Consider the following 15596-nt stretch of genomic DNA (forward strand, 5'->3'; position numbering starts at 1 on the left):
TAAAAATTGGGGAGCTTCCCGGAATAAAAAATAATACCTGTAATGTTTGGGGTGCGCTGTAAATTGTTGAATAAAGCTTTGGACGTACAAGTGAGTGACACAAGGGACGCCTCATAGTAGCAATGCGGTTTGTCCCATAGCAAAAAAATAGCCCGCCAGGAATAACGGGCTCTTACCAAAACTAACTGCTTATTATGAAATATTAATGATTTGATGTACATCCGTATATTACGGTTAACACTGTGAATTTTGGCAATAAACGCTGAACAGAAAACTTATTTCGGTTAAACCGGCCAAAATATATGGTGAAAAAGATAAATTTAAAGCTGGATGAGACGCAGTTATAGCGGAAAATGCGGGTTGCTGTTGTATTGTTGAATGTAAAATTGATTATTCTAAAAAGAAAATGTATGCCATATCAGTTATTGTTAACCAGCCTTGAAAATGGAGTTTTTACTATTACCATTAACAGGCCGGATAAGCTGAATGCCTTAAATACCCGGGTAATTGAGGAACTAAGCACCGCGGTAGAAGAAGTTTATCATAACCCTGAAATTAAATCTGCAATTATTACCGGGGCCGGCAGTAAAAGTTTTGTTGCCGGTGCAGATATCAGCGAATTTTTGCAACTGGATGCGCTGCAGGGTGAGGAACTGGCCAGAAGGGGCCAGCAGATGGTTTTTGACAAAATTGAAAATGCCCCCAAACCTGTTATAGCCGCCGTTAATGGTTTTGCACTGGGCGGCGGTTGCGAGCTGGCGCTGGCCTGTCATTTTATAATAGCTTCTGAAACGGCCAGGTTTGGGCAGCCGGAGGTTAACCTGGGGCTTATACCCGGCTATGGTGGTACTCAGAGATTAGTGCAGGTTGCAGGCAAAGGCAGGGCGATGCAGTTGATAATGACAGGAGAATTAATTAATGCAGCAGATGCAATGCAATATGGCATTGTAAACAGTGTGGTAAAACCGGAAGAGTTGTTGGATAAGGCCAAAGAAATTTTATCTGTTATTAACAGTAAAGCCCCTCTTGCCATAAGCCGGGTTATTGCATCTATCAACGCTTTTGACCATACCCAGGCAGGTTACGATTACGAAATAAAAAAATTTGGCGAATGCTTTGGCACCGAAGATTTGAAAGAAGGCGCTACAGCTTTCCTGGAAAAGAGAAAACCCAATTTTAAGGGGAAATAAGCGGTATAATAACTTTAAGAAAAACAGGCCGTATCACCTTCGTGAACAGCCTGTACGGAAACCATAGTGGGGGGCTATCTATGAACCAAAGAGGTAAGTATTCCTGGAATTTGATCGAAGTCGCTTGATTTGTCAACAAAGTTATCGGCGCCCAGTTTTTTACATAATTGCCGGTAATGCTGGCTTGACTGGTTGGTAACCATAACAACCTGGGTTTGAGGGTAGTTGGTTTTCACCAGCCTTAGTAAATCAATGCCGCTTGCATCAGGCAGGTTAATGTCAAGCAACAGGCAATCAACAGGCATTTCCTGCAAAATTGTTTTAGCCTCCTTGCAGCTAAAAGCATATTTAATTGAATGAGCGTTTTTTACAGTATCCAAATCCTGCAGCATTTCAATTAAACGTTCAATAATTAAATACGAATCATCTACAATAAGTATAGTCCTGCTCCTGTGTTCCACCATTCTCGTAATTTCAAAGTAAACATACAACAGAGACAAGCGTATTGGCAATAGAGGATGCCAGCAGTTTAATGTAGTATTTGTACTACACAAAGGCAGGTAATGATAGAAGGCATTTCTGCCAGGGAAGTAAGAAATGGTAAATTAATAATCTATAAAAGCTTGTTTTCTATGGAGTAAATGGTTAGCTGCGCATTGGTTTTCATATTCATCTTTTCCAGTATCCTGGCCCGGTAGGTACTAACGGTGGTAACGCTTAAAGACATTTGAGTGGCAATATCCGAAACGGATTTTCCAGAAGAGATAAGTTTAAACACTTCAAATTCCCTGTCAGACAGGTATTCGTGCGGCAATTTTTCGTTGTCTTTATCAAGCCCAAGAATCAATTGATCTGCGATGGATGGAGTTATATATTTCTTACCCAGCAGTACCCGATGTACAGCTTTTACCAGCTCTTCGGGGGCAGATTCTTTATTAAGGTAGCCGGAAGCGCCTGCCTTTAGTACCCGTATAGCATATTGCTCTTCAGGGTGCCCGCTCAATACAAGTACCGGCAATTTAGGGTAATGAAGTTTTATTTGCTGAAGCGCCTCCATTCCAGACCTTCCCGGCATTGACAAATCTGTAATTATTACATCCCACTCTTCTTTCATTACTTTTTTAAGTAATATTTCTGCATCGGCGCCTTCTTCTATGTGAGCAGAAGGAAATTCTTCAAGCAATATCTGTTTGAGGCCTCTCCTGACTACCATGTGATCATCAGCTATAAAAATCCTGATCATACAATAAGATTTATTGATCTTTTAATATCAACATGGATGTTTTTCCGTTAGCAACAATCTATGCATCATCAGCATAACTGAATTAGTATGCTGCTTAAGCATGCGTACGGTTTATTAGAATAAGTTAACACAGGTAATACAATGCAGCTTCGGGTGCATGATATAAACTGTGCAATAGCTTTATAGCCGATATACGCAGTAATATCAAGTTCCCTACAAGTAAACTTCCATCTTATGTGGCTATGCCGGGATTAAAAATTATAGCATTACCGGAAAATAACAACCCATTATTTAGGTTTTGTTTCTTGACAAGCCGTCAATTCCGGTAAAACGTACAGATAAGATTTCAAAGGGTTGACACTATTTATAAGACAGGGATTATATGCTATGCTGAAACATTTGTTATTTGTTTAAACAATAACGAACATAAAGTTAAGCAAAAGCGCATACTTGCCTAATTTTTTTCAACCCTAAGGCAGTGATAATCTATTTAATGGTAACAACTCCTGCGTTTTAAACTTTTTTGCAACATATATTTCATCATTTGAATATTGCGCTTATATTTGCAGCCCAATTAAACAGGGGCAACAATTTTTGCTGCTCTTTTTAATAAGGATGGTGCGGTAGCTCAGTCGGTAGAGCAAAGGACTGAAAATCCTTGTGTCGCCGGTTCGATCCCGGCCCACACCACATAAACGCCTTGTAACACAATTACAGGGCGTTTTTATTTCCACAACTAACTGCTGCTTTTTATACCGGTTTAACTGGGTTTGTCTTCCGCCCGGCACTTTCAATTCCGAAAGTAATCCCCCCAATATCTTAACCCAGGTCTTTTTTCTGCAAATTTGGGTTAAATACCTAAGTTTAGGCGGCTATATCGCCAGTGCTTTGTAATATTATCCGCCAAAAAAATTGTTCTTGAAAAAAATATACGCTGTTCCTGTTTTATTGTTTTGCTTCTTGTTTGCGGGTTTTTCCGCTATTGCGCAATCGTACAATTTACAGGGCAGGGTGGTAGATTTTTCAAGCCGTAACCCTGTAGAAGCTGTTTCTGTGTTTAGTTCATCTGGCCGTGTACGCATTACAGACAGCCTGGGCCGCTTTACCATACCAGTTACCGGCAAAGATTCTGTTTGGTTTTCCTTTCTCAATAAAAACACACAGAAATACTCCATTGATACTATTGCCAACCTGTCAAATTTTGAAATAGCGCTGCATATAGAGGCCACCTGGCTGCCTTCTGTTAAAGTAAAAAGTTCCGACTATAAGCTGGATTCCATTTTAAACCGCCGCAATTATGCCAAAATATTCGACTACAAAAAACCCGGCCTGGCATTAAGCAGCAACCCGCCATCTTCCTATGTTCCGGGCAGCTTAACGGTTGGGCTGGACCTTGACCAGCTTATCAACATGTTCCGGTTCAGAAAGCAACGGCAAATGCTCAGTTTCCAGGAAAGATTGCTGATTCAGGAACAGGACAAATACATAGACCACCGCTTCAATAAAAGGCTTATCAGGCAAATTACCGGCATAGACAGTGGTAAAACGCTAACAAAATTTATTACCATTTACAAGCCTGCGTACGAAATACTGCTGCAAATGAATGATATAGAGCTTGGCTATTACATACAACAGTGCTACAAGCAATTTACGGGTAAAGGGCGGCAGGAACTTTTTTTGAAAAAACCAGAGGAGCTTGAGGAAAACCCGCCTTTACGATAAACGAAATTTGAGCCACTTCACGCAATCTTACATTTTCCCAAACAGCCATTACCGGCTATTTTACTATATTTGTTTCGCTAAAAAGTTGAAGTATGATTAAGACAGGAAACCCGGTTATCAGTATATATACCGAAATGACACCAAACCCGGAGACCATGAAGTTTGTTGCCAACAAATTACTATACCCCGGTAAAAGCATTGATTTTCCTGACGAAACCACCGCAGGGCCATCTCCGCTTGCAAAAGAATTATTTAGTTTTCCCTTTATAAAAAGCGTGTTTATTGCCAGCAATTTTGTTACGCTTACAAAAACGCCGGAAACGGATGAATGGCAGGACGTAATTCCCGCCGTAAAGCAATTTTTAAAAGATTACCTGGAAGGCGGCGGTATTGTGATAAACGAAGATGAGGTGGCCAAAACAAGGCAGGAAGCCAGCAATACTGTTTCCGCGGATGATGATGATGTGGTTAAACGCATAAAAGAACTGCTGGACAACTATGTAAAGCCGGCGGTTGAAATGGATGGCGGCGCCATACAGTTTAAAAGCTACGATGCCGGTGTGGTAAACCTCATGCTGCAGGGTAGCTGCAGTGGTTGCCCGTCATCTATGATTACCCTCAAGGCAGGTATTGAAGGTATGATGAAACGCATGATACCCGAAGTAAAAGAGGTTGTGGCCGAGGCTGAATAAGCAGATTTTTTTTGAGTGAATAAATACGGTGCCTGTGCAGATTAATGTACAGGCATTTTTATTTTGGATTAGTTGGGGCTTTCGCCTTTTAGTTCTTTAGCAACAGTCGTCCCGGCTTTTCACTGCAACTCCGCCGCCAGATCATCCGCACAAGGCCTCAGCGGGGTTTCCGTTGCAATCCGGCAGCCATTCAGCTTTTCCAATCCTGACCCGGCAAGGCATCCCTCTCTGAATTATCCCACGTATAAGAGCGGGCCGAGGTACGAGGTACACCCCCGAAGCTTACCAAAGCATAACACAACAGCCCGCCGTCTTTACAACATAAAGTTTCGTGCTATTTGTTAACGAAATAAGCAACAACATTCAAAGCACTCTTATTGTAAATTTAACGGGTGAACCTAACCGAATTTCTTCAACAGTTTTACGAAGGCATCAGAAACACTTCTGCCCCTGAATATATTGCCGTACTTACAGGAATAGCAAGCGTATGGTACAGCAAAAAAGAAAACATTATTCTTTATCCTATCGGTATCATCAGTACGGTTATTTATATCTGGCTTTCACTTAAGGCGCACCTGTTTGGCGAAGCAAGCGTTAACCTTTATTACAACAAGCATTTCTTTTCATGAAAAAAATAGTGATCATAGGGCCGGAATCAACAGGCAAAAGCACATTAAGTGAGCAGCTTGCCGCCCACTTCAACACACTTTGGTGCGCGGAATATGCAAGGGAATACCTGCTGTGCCATGGTAAAGAATACAATTTTGCAACCCTGCTGGATATAGCTAAAGGCCAACTAGCACTTGAAGAAAAATACGCTGCTGAAGTTGAAAAAAAGTTTTACCCGGATGCAGGCCTTTTCAGCGCCCCATTGCTGTTTATTGATACCGATATGTATGTGATGAAAGTGTGGTGCGAATATGTTTTTGGCAAGTGCCATCACTATATTCTTGAAAAAATAGCAGAAAGAAAATATGACCTGTACCTGCTCTGTGATACGGATTTACCCTGGACAAAAGATGAACTGAGGGAATACCCGGACGAGCAGCCCCGCAAAGAATTGTACAATATGTACAAAGACATTCTTGTTAACCAGCAGGTACCGTGGATTAATATAAGTGGGGATTACCAACACCGTTTTAAAACAGCGCTTAATGCTGTGCTGAAGATTTTATAAATGCCTGAGGAAAAGATGCAGACTAATTTATACGCGGTGGTAAAAGCCGAATAGCGGACAAGGCGTACAAGTGAGTGACACAACCAAAGCCTCATAGTAGTTCCTCCTGCCCGGCCCATAAAATTTCCTGACGTTAATAAAATCTCATTAACTCAATAATCTGTTTTTACTTTCTTATCAAACGGAACGGTAAGTTGTTCCGTCAGGCTGCCATCGTTTCTGCCCTCCAGTACATCTAACCCATACCGCAGTTCACTGGCCGGCGTAAAACGGTAAGTGCCAAACAACCTGTCCCACAACGAAAAAATATTTCCGTAGTTACTGTCTGTTTCCGGCCTTACATAATGATGATGTACCCGGTGCATGCCTGGCGTTACAATAAGCCAGCCAAGCGGTTTTTCAACCCATGACGGAAGCCTGATGTTTGCGTGGTTAAACTGGGATAATACAACGGATAAAGTCTGGTACATCATTACCAGCCAAATAGGGGCGCCGCTTACAAAAACAGCCAACACTGTAAATACCGCCCTGAATACGCTTTCACCCGGGTGGTGGCGGTTAGCCGTGGTAGTATCAACAAAAGTATCCGCATGGTGCACCAGGTGAAACTTCCACATCCACTTTATTTTATGCTGTATTAAGTGTACCAGGTAAGCACCTACCAGGTCAAGCACCAGCAGGCCGGCCAGCATTTGTGCCCACAGGGGCAGGCTTACCCATTGCAGCAGGCCAAAATTATTTTGCCTGCACCACTGGCTGCCAAAAACAATCAACAGCACAAAACCAAGATTAATAATAACGGTGGTAAAGGTGAAAAAGATATTTACTGAAGCATGTTTCCATTTATTGTACCTAAACCTGAATACAGGAATAACTGATTCCAGCATCCAGAATAAAGTAATGCCGCCGGCTATGATTAATGCACGGTGCAGAGATGGGATACTTTCAAAATATGCTGCAATACTTTCCATGGCGACCCTTAGTTACTTCTAAGTTATACAATCTGCCGGTTCGCCAACTTTCAGGCGCATTAAAAAACCGCTGCATTCAGCGGTTCTTAACTATTGTTTTGTAATTATACTGTAGTGTTTAATTGTTCAGCATCAGGGGCATCACCAGCATCAGCACATCCTCATCATCGCTTTGTTCTGTTGGTTTTATAATTCCGGCCTTGGTAGGTGTAGATAGTTCAACCTTTACTTCTTCCGTATCTGCGGAGTTAAGCATTTCAATTAAAAATTTGGCGTTAAAAGCAATCTGCAGGTCTTCGCCATCGTACTGGCAACTCATGCGTTCGTTGCCTTCAAAGCTAAAGTCTACGTCCTGCGCGGCCAGTTGCAGTTCGCTGCCGCTTATGCTAAGCGCTACCTGGTTGGTGCTTTTATTACTAAACACACTTACACGGCGCAATGCACTCTGAAAGTCGGATGTATTTACTACCAGCTTATACGGGTTATCTGTTGGTATTACCACTTTGTAATCAGGAAAGCGGGCATCTATTAACCGGCATATTAACTGGGTAGATCCATGTTTTACAAAAAGGTGGTTGCTGTTGTAGCTAACCGTAAGCTGGTCTGCATTATCCGGCAATGCGTTCTTTAACAGGTTTAATGGTTTTTTGGGTACAATAAAGCTGTCTGTTTTAGGACAGGCAACATCCTTACGTTTATAGCGCACTAACCTGTGGGCATCTGTAGCCACAAATTGGAGAGAATCTTTATTCAGCTCAAAAAACACACCGGTCATAGCTGGCCTTAAGTCATCACTGCTTACGGCAAACAAAGTTTTATTAATCGCATTTACAAAAGCGCTGCTGGCTATGGTGAAGTTATTCGTGTCGTCTGAAGAGGGTTCTTTGGGAAAATTATCCGGGTTTTCGCCCATTACTTTATACTTGCCATTGTCGCTGGTTATTTCAATGGCAAAGTTGCGTTCTATGGTAAAGCTTAAGGGTTGGTCGGGAATGTTTTTGAGAGAGTCCATCAAAATCTTGGCCGGTATGCACACCTTGCCATTTTCCTTACTTTCCACATCCATTTCAACCCGCATTACGGTTTCAAGGTCTGTGGCTACAACACTCAGCTTTTTATCCTGTATCTCAAACAAAAAATCTTCCAGTATGGGCAATACGGTATTGGCATTAATAACGCCATTAATCTGCTGCAAATGTTTTAACAAAGCCGAAGAAGACACAATAAATTTCATAAGAGAGCTAATCTGTTATTTACTAATGCAACAAACCTACTGTAAAATGTTAACATTCCACAATCTGTGTTACTGCGGTAAACTTATTAACACCGGGATGTGAATTTGTTGTGCGCTAAGGAGGGACTGTCAGGGCGTTACTGACGAAAGAAGCTCGCTGAATTTTTCCTTGTTTACCGGCTTCAGAATGTATTCCGAAACCGCCTGGAACTCTTTGGAACGGTTAATATCATACTCATCTATAGAAGAGCTGACCATGTACACGATTACATTTTTTTTAAGGCCCTCACTCACAGGCTGGTATTCTTCCAAAAACTGCCAGCCGTTCATCACGGGCATATTTATATCCAGGAAAATAACATCAGGCAGTTGCGAAACATCTTCAAGGTGAGATTTCAGGTAATCCAATGCTTCCAGGCCATTTGAAAACACCATTACACTTCCGGCCATACCGGTTGCCTCTATGGTCTTTCTGGCGGCAAATTGATAAATCCGGTCATCATCTATCAGGCATATACTTAGCTTGCCGGGTTGCATTGGGTTATATAGTTTTACTATAAAAATAAGCATTCGCACCATAAGATGCTATTATTTGCAGCTAATTTTAAAAGTTTTGATGTGCCAGAACAACGTTATATATCAAAAGATAAGGCCCTGCAGAAAATAAAACATTTCTGCGCCTGGCAGGAGAGAAGCCATAAAGAGGTGAAAGAAAAACTGTACTCTTTTGGGCTTAGAAAAACAGAAACGGAGGATCTGCTTGCCCTTTTAATTGAAGAAAATTACCTTAATGAAGAGCGCTTTGCCCGTGAGTTTGCCGGGGGTAAATTTCGCCTTAAGCATTGGGGCCGTATAAAAATTCAATATGAGCTAAAGCAAAAACAGGTTAGTAACTACAACATTAATAATGCGCTTAAAACTATTGACGAAACGGATTACACAGCCACTCTAAAAAAACTTGCGGCTGTTAAATATGCTTCTTTACAAGGCGAAAACCATTTTATGCGCCGCTCTAAAACTGCGGCGTACCTGCAACAAAAAGGGTTTGAAAAAAACCTTGTAGATGAAGTATTGAAAGATATTTCTACCGGCGGTTAATAGCTGCAGGGCGCCTGCCCACGCTAAGGCGATGGGCACCGGGAGGAACTGCGTTCGCAACCTTCGTCAAAGCAACACTCAGTTGCTTTTTCTCAGTTGTGCTCATACTCCGGCGCAAAGGCCCTGCTGCAATGCCCTCACCGGGGTATCCGCTGCAATCCCTGGCGCGGTGGTGACACAGCAAAACAGCCCGTAAAGCCTACACAGTCAATCAACGGCATTATCAACTGTATTTAAATAACTTTACGCCCTAAAATTTTCCTATGGCACAGTTCCGCAACTTTAAAATGGTAAGCTATGTAGTATATGGCAGGGGCAGCTTTAACCAGTTAGATGAAATACTTGCACCACAAAGAAAAAACGGTGCGCCCATGATTTTTTTGCTTGACCATTTTTTTGACGGCAAGTCTTTAATGGGCCGTATTCCTTTACGCGGTAACGATAAAATAATAACCGTAGATGTTACTCATGAACCAAAGACATCTTATGTAGATAAGCTCGCCAGCGACCTTAAAGAAGAATTCGGAACAGTAAGCGGCATCATTGGCATTGGTGGCGGCTCTGCCATGGACCTTGCCAAAGCTGTTTCTTTAATGATGAACAACCCGGGCTCTTCCGCAGATTACCAGGGTTGGGACCTAGTAAAAAATCCCGGTGTTTATAAAGCCGGCATACCTACTTTAAGCGGCACCGGTGCGGAGGTTAGCCGTACCACTGTATTAACAGGGCCCACCAAAAAGCTGGGTATGAACTCTGACTTTACGCCCTTTGACCAGATTGTGCTTGACCCGGAACTTACTGCCAATGCACCCGTTAACCAGCGTTTTTATACCGGTATGGATTGTTACATACATTGCATTGAAAGCCTGCAGGGCACCTATCTTAACGAGTTTAGCAAAAGCTACGGCGAAAAAGCTTTACAGCTTTGCCAGGATGTATTCCTGAAAACAGGGTGGGACGATGCGAGTGATGATAAATTAATGATGGCATCTTACGCCGGGGGCATGAGCATAGCCTACAGCCAGGTGGGTGTTGCACACGCCGTTAGCTATGGCCTTAGCTACTTGCTGGGCACCAAACATGGCATTGGCAACTGCATTGTAATGAACCAACTGGAAGAGTATTATCCTGAAGGTGTTGCTGAGTTTAAACGCATGGTGGAGTTGAACAACATTGAAATTCCGCAAGGTATTTGCAAAGGTTTATCAGATGACCAGTTTGATGCAATGATAAACGTGTCTCTTGGTATGAAGCCCTTGTGGGAGAACGCCTTGGGAAAAAACTGGGAAAGCATCATGACAAGGGAAAAGCTAAAAGCGTTGTACCAAAAATTATAAACCTTACGGCGTAGCCTGTGGTTGCCTTGTTGGCATGGAACTTGAATAGATTAAGGGTTTAATACTAACTTTATTTAAATGTTAAACAAAAACAACCCGGTTATGAAAAGATTTACAAGGGGCTTGATGGTACTCGCCATTGCAGTGTGTGGTTTATTTGCTTTTACAACATTTCAAACCGGGGGTTCTATAAAAGGTACTGTTTCACCTGCTGACGGCGCTAAGTATGTTTGGGCTGTATCTGCCACAGATACACTTAAAACATTAATTGCAAAAGGAGCTTTTCAAATAACAAATGCTAAAGCGGGCACCTACAAGATTATGGTTGATGCAACAGTACCCTATAAAGATGTAATAAAAGATGGAGTACAGGTGGCAGATGGCCAACTTACAGATGTAGGGGAAATAAAGCTGGAAAAGTAACGTAATATTCGTTGTCGTCTCATCAAAATAGAAAAAGCAGTTGATCATTTTCAACTGCTTTTTTGTTTGTTACTACCTGCTGATATTACCATTAATTATCAACTCGCTTCATCAGCAGATGGGCCATACAAGCCTGGTACCTTAAGGTTTAGCAACCGCATATAAACTATCAGTTGCCCGCGGTGATGGATAATGTGATTGAATACCATGCTTCTCATGGCAACAACTTTGGGCAACTCAAAAAGCGTGAAATCTCCTTTACGCAGTAACCATTTGGCGGTAAGGTCTGCGTCCGTTGCGTTTTGCAGAGCAGTTGTTGCTTCAGCAAAACGGGCTTCAAACCTTGCAAGTACTTCTGCAAAATTGCTGTCTTTTCCTCTTACCATTTTATCACCGGCAAGGTCTAGCTCACCGGCAGATAACATAAGGGTTATAAAGTTTGGCAATTGTGCAATATGCGTGGCAAGGTAGCCCAGGCTGTAAGATTTTTCGTGTGGTTTCCAGTTAAAATGCTCATCGGGCAGCAGTTGCAAAACCTTCCGGGTATTGGATGCTTCATGCTTAAACTCGGGTAATAAAGATTGGGCGATACTCATATTGTGCTGATTAAATTGCGTTGAATGTTATATGGTTTTGTGATGCCCATTGCTGAATAGAATTGTTGCAGCAGAAGAGTGCGACGCAAGTAAAGCCTCATAATAGTTCCTGCTGCCGGGCCCATAAAAATTCTGCTGCCTTACCACGTACAACCAACAAAAGCAATTTAGGCTACTCCACTTTTTTTACTTCTGTTTTTTGGCTTACCCCGTTTTCGTTAATGGCTTCAATGGTAAAATAATACGTGGTATTCTTGTCCATTGATTTAAGGTAGTATTCAGCCGCATCGTACACCATAATATTATTGTACAACTTGTCAGGCGCAATGCCATAATAAATATTGTATGCATACGCATCGTTTGACGGGTACCATTTTAGCCAGGCATTGCGTTTATCATTCTCAGGGCGTAGCACCATAAAGTTATTAACCGGCGCCGGCGCAGCGCCATTGCCTTTACCGAATACACGCAAGCCACTGACAGCGAATTTTCCGTTGGCCATGTGCACGTTTTCCATTTTAATAAACCGTGTTTTTACGGGTTGTTCAAATTCTATATAGTCGTGGGGTACATCTGTTTTATTGCTGCTTTTGTCCATAAGAATTTTCCAGCTCTTTCCATCGTTGGATTGCCACAGTCGGTATTGGTGGTATATATCAGTACGCTTTCCTAAAATATCAGCATCCTGGTCGGCATAATTTAACTGAATGGCATTAACGGTGGCAACTTCTCCCAAATCTGTTTGTATCCATTCTCCCGCATTGGCGGTAGCAGCGCACCAGTAGGTTTTAATACTTTCATCTACCGCGTTATTGGCATAATAACTACCATAAGTGCTGGAAACTGTTACCGGCTTTTTATAGTTCAGCAACATCCAACCGGTAAACCGGCTTTTTAAATGGTCAACCGGGCCTGTGGGCAGCCAATGCGGGTAATCTCCAAAGGCGGTATTGCAATACATGATATCGTCTTTATCAAAACCGGCGGGCCATATACCAATCCTTCTTTCAAAATTATTTTTTACGTTAATAACCATGGTAGATACATGCCACCAGTTGCTATATCTATCCTGGTAGGTAGCTCCATGACCAGCTCCCCGGGCAAAACCACCCGGCTTGTAACTAAAAGGGTTGTGTTCCTGGTAAGTAAAAGGCCCAAGAGGTTTATCACTAATATATACCCCATCCGCATAGCCACTGAACTCCGTACCCGGGGCTCCGTATTGCAGGTAATACTTCCCATTGTGTTTATTTACAAAAGCGCCTTCTACAAAGGGGTTCATAAAATTATTGTCGTTGTATTCGCCAAAACGTTCCCAACCGTGCTGGTCGTCGTGCAGCTTCATTAAATCAACCCGCTTGCCAACGGGCTGTAAGGTTTTACGGTCAACCTCCTGGCCGTACAGGGGGTAGGTATTGCTGGAGCCGTGGTAGAGATAAAGCCGGTTATCATCATCCAGGAAAAAGGAGGGATCCCAAGCGCCGGCCTGGAAAGAATCAACAGCCTCTTTCCAGTCATCAACCCGGGGGTTGGTACTCATCCAGATAGGGAAATTCTTTTGGTAGGTAGAGCCGATTACCAGCAGCGTATCGCCCAATACAAATACGGCAGGGGCGCAAAGCTCATCATACACTTTATGCCAGGGTTTTAAAAATTTGCGAGGTACAAAGTTCCATTTAGCCATATCGCTGCTCCACCAGTAACCCCATTGGTTGGTAGAGAAAAGGTAATAGTCGCCCTTAAAAAAAGTAATTACCGGGTCCGCTGTGGCACGGTGACGGCCGGCTTCAGAAAAATTTGGAATTGGCGTAAACCCATAATCTATGTTGATAGGGTTGCAATAAGTTTTTTGTTGTGTATAGCTTGCAAGGGAAACAGTGATAAACAAAAAAAACGCAATGCATTGGCAAACAGGTTTCTTCATAATACACGTATTATACTCAAATTAAAACTAACGAATCGGGGAAAAAAATACTGAATTGATTGGAATAATAAGTTCTTAATTTGTTGCGCAAAGGCAAATAAATATTCTAAAATATTTAGTATTTACATGATAAATATATTAGTTTTGCAAAACCCATTTACTAAAAAGAAAACTTTGATGCAATGTCAAACGCAGAAAAACTAAAAGCGCTGAAGCTTACCATTGATAAGATAGACAAGGATTTTGGCAAAGGAAGCGTGATGATGATGAACGAGCGTGCCGAAAAACAACTGGAAGTTATTTCCACCGGCTCCATAGGCCTGGATACGGCACTGGGCGTAGGTGGTTTACCAAAAGGCAGGGTTATTGAAATTTATGGGCCGGAATCGTCCGGTAAAACAACTGTTGCCATACATGTTATAGCCGAAGCGCAGAAAAAAGGCGGCATTTGCGCTATTATTGACGCGGAACATGCATTTGACAGTTCTTATGCCAAGAAACTGGGGGTTGACGTGGATAACCTGCTGATTTCTCAACCGGATTATGGTGAACAGGCCCTTGAAATTGCCGACCGGTTAATTCTCTCCGGTGCTTTGGATGTGGTGGTAATAGATTCCGTTGCCGCGCTGGTACCCAAAGGAGAGCTGGAAGGCGAAATGGGCGACAGCAAAATGGGCCTGCAGGCCAGGTTAATGAGCCAGGCGCTGCGAAAGCTTACAGCCACCATTAGCAAAACCAATACTGTTTGCATATTCATTAACCAGTTGCGTGATAAAATTGGGGTTATGTTTGGCAACCCGGAAACTACCACCGGCGGTAATGCATTAAAGTTTTATTCTTCCGTTCGTTTAGACATACGCCGCATTTCTCAAATTAAAGATGGTGATGAGGCTGTTGGTAACAAGGTTAAAGTAAAAGTGGTTAAAAACAAGGTCGCACCTCCTTTCAGGGCTGCGGAATTCGATATAATTTTTGGGGAAGGCATCAGCAAAATAGGAGAAATTCTGGATATTGGGGTAGAGTTGGGCATAGTGCAGAAAAGCGGGAGCTGGTTTAGTTACGATGGCAATAAACTTGGCCAGGGTAGGGAAGCCGTAAAACAATTATTGTTGGATAATCCCGAGCTGTCTAACGAAATAGAAGTAAAAATCAGGACAAAACTGATTGATGTTCCCGTTGCTGAAGTTATAGGAACGGATGAAGATTAATAAGCCATTATAGGTTTACAAATAAGTAGATGGGTTAGTAAGTACAAAAGGCCATCCCTTAGTGGATGGCTTTTTTGTTGGTTGCTGCCACAAAATTTAATAACATGTGCAGCGAAAATTTTAGTTTTTCTCTCTTTCTTTTCTGCAACCAAACCCATCCTTTATGCCAAACGATGCACTTATTATTTTTTCCAGGAACCCGCTTCCGGGCAAAGTAAAGTCCCGGCTGGCAGAAGCTATTGGCGAGAAAGAAGCCCTTTCTGTTTACAGGCAATTACTGCACCACACTTATTACATTACCCACAACCTGCCTGTTGATAAATACGTGTACTACTCAGACTTTATTAACAACGATGATCTTTGGGAAAGCAACAGCTATTTCAAAGAATTACAAACCGGCAGAACATTAGGCGACAAATTGCTGGCTGCTTTTGAAAACATGTTTTTCTCCGGCTACCGCAAGTGTGTTATTATAGGCAGTGAAAGCATTGAAATAGAAGCCACACATATAGAGCAGGCTTTTTCGTTGTTAGATAACCATGATGTGGTAATAGGCCCGGCCCAAACCGGCGGTTATTACCTGGTTGGCCTCAACAAATTATTTGAACCCATGTTTACCGATAAACCCTGGGGAACCAACAAACTGGTACTTAGCACCATACAGGAACTTGACAGCTATAACATGAGCTATCACCTGTTGCCGCTGCTCAGTGATATTGATGAAGAAAAAGAGCTGTACTTGTTACACCACAGGCAGTAATTTTATACATCAAAAGGTTCT

Annotated in this window: 17 protein-coding genes and 1 tRNA gene; 11 read left to right on the forward strand and 7 right to left on the reverse strand. The window is 42.3% G+C overall.

Annotation, left to right across the window (positions count from 1 at the left end):
- Positions 1 to 410 precede the first annotated feature (410 nt).
- Complete coding sequence (locus F0364_RS13485; protein WP_153798308.1) at positions 411 to 1190, forward strand: enoyl-CoA hydratase/isomerase family protein; 780 nt, start codon at positions 411 to 413, stop codon at positions 1188 to 1190.
- A 74-nt stretch (positions 1191 to 1264) separates the two neighbouring features.
- Here the strand turns inward: F0364_RS13485 and F0364_RS13490 are convergent, their stop codons facing one another.
- Together F0364_RS13490 and F0364_RS13495 are read right to left on the reverse strand one after the other, a co-directional pair.
- Positions 1265 to 1702, reverse strand: coding sequence for a response regulator transcription factor (locus F0364_RS13490; protein WP_153798309.1), 438 nt, complete (start codon positions 1700 to 1702; stop codon positions 1265 to 1267).
- 101 nt (positions 1703 to 1803) lie between these two features.
- Complete coding sequence (locus F0364_RS13495) at positions 1804 to 2433, reverse strand: response regulator (RefSeq protein WP_153798310.1); 630 nt, start codon at positions 2431 to 2433, stop codon at positions 1804 to 1806.
- Positions 2434 to 3050: 617 nt separating this feature from the next.
- Between F0364_RS13495 and F0364_RS13500 the strand changes: the two genes are divergently transcribed.
- The 5 genes from F0364_RS13500 (at position 3051) to F0364_RS13520 (ending at position 6024) form a co-directional block, all read left to right on the forward strand.
- Positions 3051 to 3123: transfer RNA gene (locus F0364_RS13500), tRNA-Phe, on the forward strand.
- A 228-nt stretch (positions 3124 to 3351) separates the two neighbouring features.
- Complete coding sequence (locus F0364_RS13505; RefSeq protein ID WP_153798311.1) at positions 3352 to 4155, forward strand: peptidase associated/transthyretin-like domain-containing protein; 804 nt, start codon at positions 3352 to 3354, stop codon at positions 4153 to 4155.
- Positions 4156 to 4247: 92 nt separating this feature from the next.
- Positions 4248 to 4847 (forward strand): NifU family protein, encoded by a 600-nt coding sequence (locus tag F0364_RS13510; RefSeq protein WP_153798312.1) that lies wholly within the window; start codon positions 4248 to 4250, stop codon positions 4845 to 4847.
- A 392-nt stretch (positions 4848 to 5239) separates the two neighbouring features.
- On the forward strand, positions 5240 to 5476 hold the full coding sequence (locus F0364_RS13515) for a nicotinamide mononucleotide transporter family protein (protein WP_153798313.1): 237 nt from the start codon (positions 5240 to 5242) through the stop codon (positions 5474 to 5476).
- Positions 5473 to 6024, forward strand: coding sequence for an AAA family ATPase (locus F0364_RS13520; protein WP_153798314.1), 552 nt, complete (start codon positions 5473 to 5475; stop codon positions 6022 to 6024). The genes F0364_RS13515 and F0364_RS13520 overlap by 4 nt, the downstream gene beginning before the upstream one ends.
- A gap of 152 nt (positions 6025 to 6176) precedes the next feature.
- Here the strand turns inward: F0364_RS13520 and F0364_RS13525 are convergent, their stop codons facing one another.
- From F0364_RS13525 to F0364_RS13535, 3 genes are all read right to left on the reverse strand, one after another.
- Positions 6177 to 6995 (reverse strand): sterol desaturase family protein, encoded by an 819-nt coding sequence (locus F0364_RS13525; protein ID WP_153798315.1) that lies wholly within the window; start codon positions 6993 to 6995, stop codon positions 6177 to 6179.
- A 118-nt stretch (positions 6996 to 7113) separates the two neighbouring features.
- Positions 7114 to 8229, reverse strand: coding sequence for a DNA polymerase III subunit beta (gene dnaN, locus F0364_RS13530; RefSeq protein WP_153798316.1), 1116 nt, complete (start codon positions 8227 to 8229; stop codon positions 7114 to 7116).
- A 129-nt stretch (positions 8230 to 8358) separates the two neighbouring features.
- On the reverse strand, positions 8359 to 8766 hold the full coding sequence (locus F0364_RS13535) for a response regulator (protein WP_153798317.1): 408 nt from the start codon (positions 8764 to 8766) through the stop codon (positions 8359 to 8361).
- A gap of 81 nt (positions 8767 to 8847) precedes the next feature.
- On the opposite strand from F0364_RS13535, the gene F0364_RS13540 reads away from it, so the two are divergent.
- From F0364_RS13540 to F0364_RS13550, 3 genes are all read left to right on the forward strand, one after another.
- Positions 8848 to 9327, forward strand: a complete 480-nt coding sequence (locus F0364_RS13540; RefSeq protein WP_235921100.1) for a regulatory protein RecX — start codon at positions 8848 to 8850, stop codon at positions 9325 to 9327.
- A 263-nt stretch (positions 9328 to 9590) separates the two neighbouring features.
- Positions 9591 to 10664 (forward strand): iron-containing alcohol dehydrogenase family protein, encoded by a 1074-nt coding sequence (locus F0364_RS13545; RefSeq protein WP_153798319.1) that lies wholly within the window; start codon positions 9591 to 9593, stop codon positions 10662 to 10664.
- A gap of 102 nt (positions 10665 to 10766) precedes the next feature.
- Positions 10767 to 11087 (forward strand): carboxypeptidase regulatory-like domain-containing protein, encoded by a 321-nt coding sequence (locus F0364_RS13550; protein WP_153798320.1) that lies wholly within the window; start codon positions 10767 to 10769, stop codon positions 11085 to 11087.
- Positions 11088 to 11185: 98 nt separating this feature from the next.
- Here the strand turns inward: F0364_RS13550 and F0364_RS13555 are convergent, their stop codons facing one another.
- Both F0364_RS13555 and F0364_RS13560 read right to left on the reverse strand, forming a co-directional pair.
- A complete protein-coding gene (locus tag F0364_RS13555; protein ID WP_153798321.1) occupies positions 11186 to 11683 on the reverse strand; it encodes a DinB family protein in 498 nt (165 codons plus the stop codon).
- A 172-nt stretch (positions 11684 to 11855) separates the two neighbouring features.
- On the reverse strand, positions 11856 to 13607 hold the full coding sequence (locus F0364_RS13560; protein ID WP_153798322.1) for a family 43 glycosylhydrolase: 1752 nt from the start codon (positions 13605 to 13607) through the stop codon (positions 11856 to 11858).
- Positions 13608 to 13789: 182 nt separating this feature from the next.
- Between F0364_RS13560 and recA the strand changes: the two genes are divergently transcribed.
- Together recA and F0364_RS13570 are read left to right on the forward strand one after the other, a co-directional pair.
- Positions 13790 to 14815, forward strand: coding sequence for a recombinase RecA (recA, locus tag F0364_RS13565; protein ID WP_153798323.1), 1026 nt, complete (start codon positions 13790 to 13792; stop codon positions 14813 to 14815).
- A 163-nt stretch (positions 14816 to 14978) separates the two neighbouring features.
- The gene (locus F0364_RS13570; protein ID WP_153798324.1) at positions 14979 to 15575 is read left to right on the forward strand and encodes a TIGR04282 family arsenosugar biosynthesis glycosyltransferase; all 597 of its coding nucleotides are present in this window, start codon (positions 14979 to 14981) and stop codon (positions 15573 to 15575) included.
- The last annotated feature ends 21 nt before the right edge of the window (positions 15576 to 15596 follow it).

This window comes from Foetidibacter luteolus (assembly GCF_009650435.1).
In the GTDB taxonomy this organism is placed as follows: domain Bacteria; phylum Bacteroidota; class Bacteroidia; order Chitinophagales; family Chitinophagaceae; genus Foetidibacter; species Foetidibacter luteolus.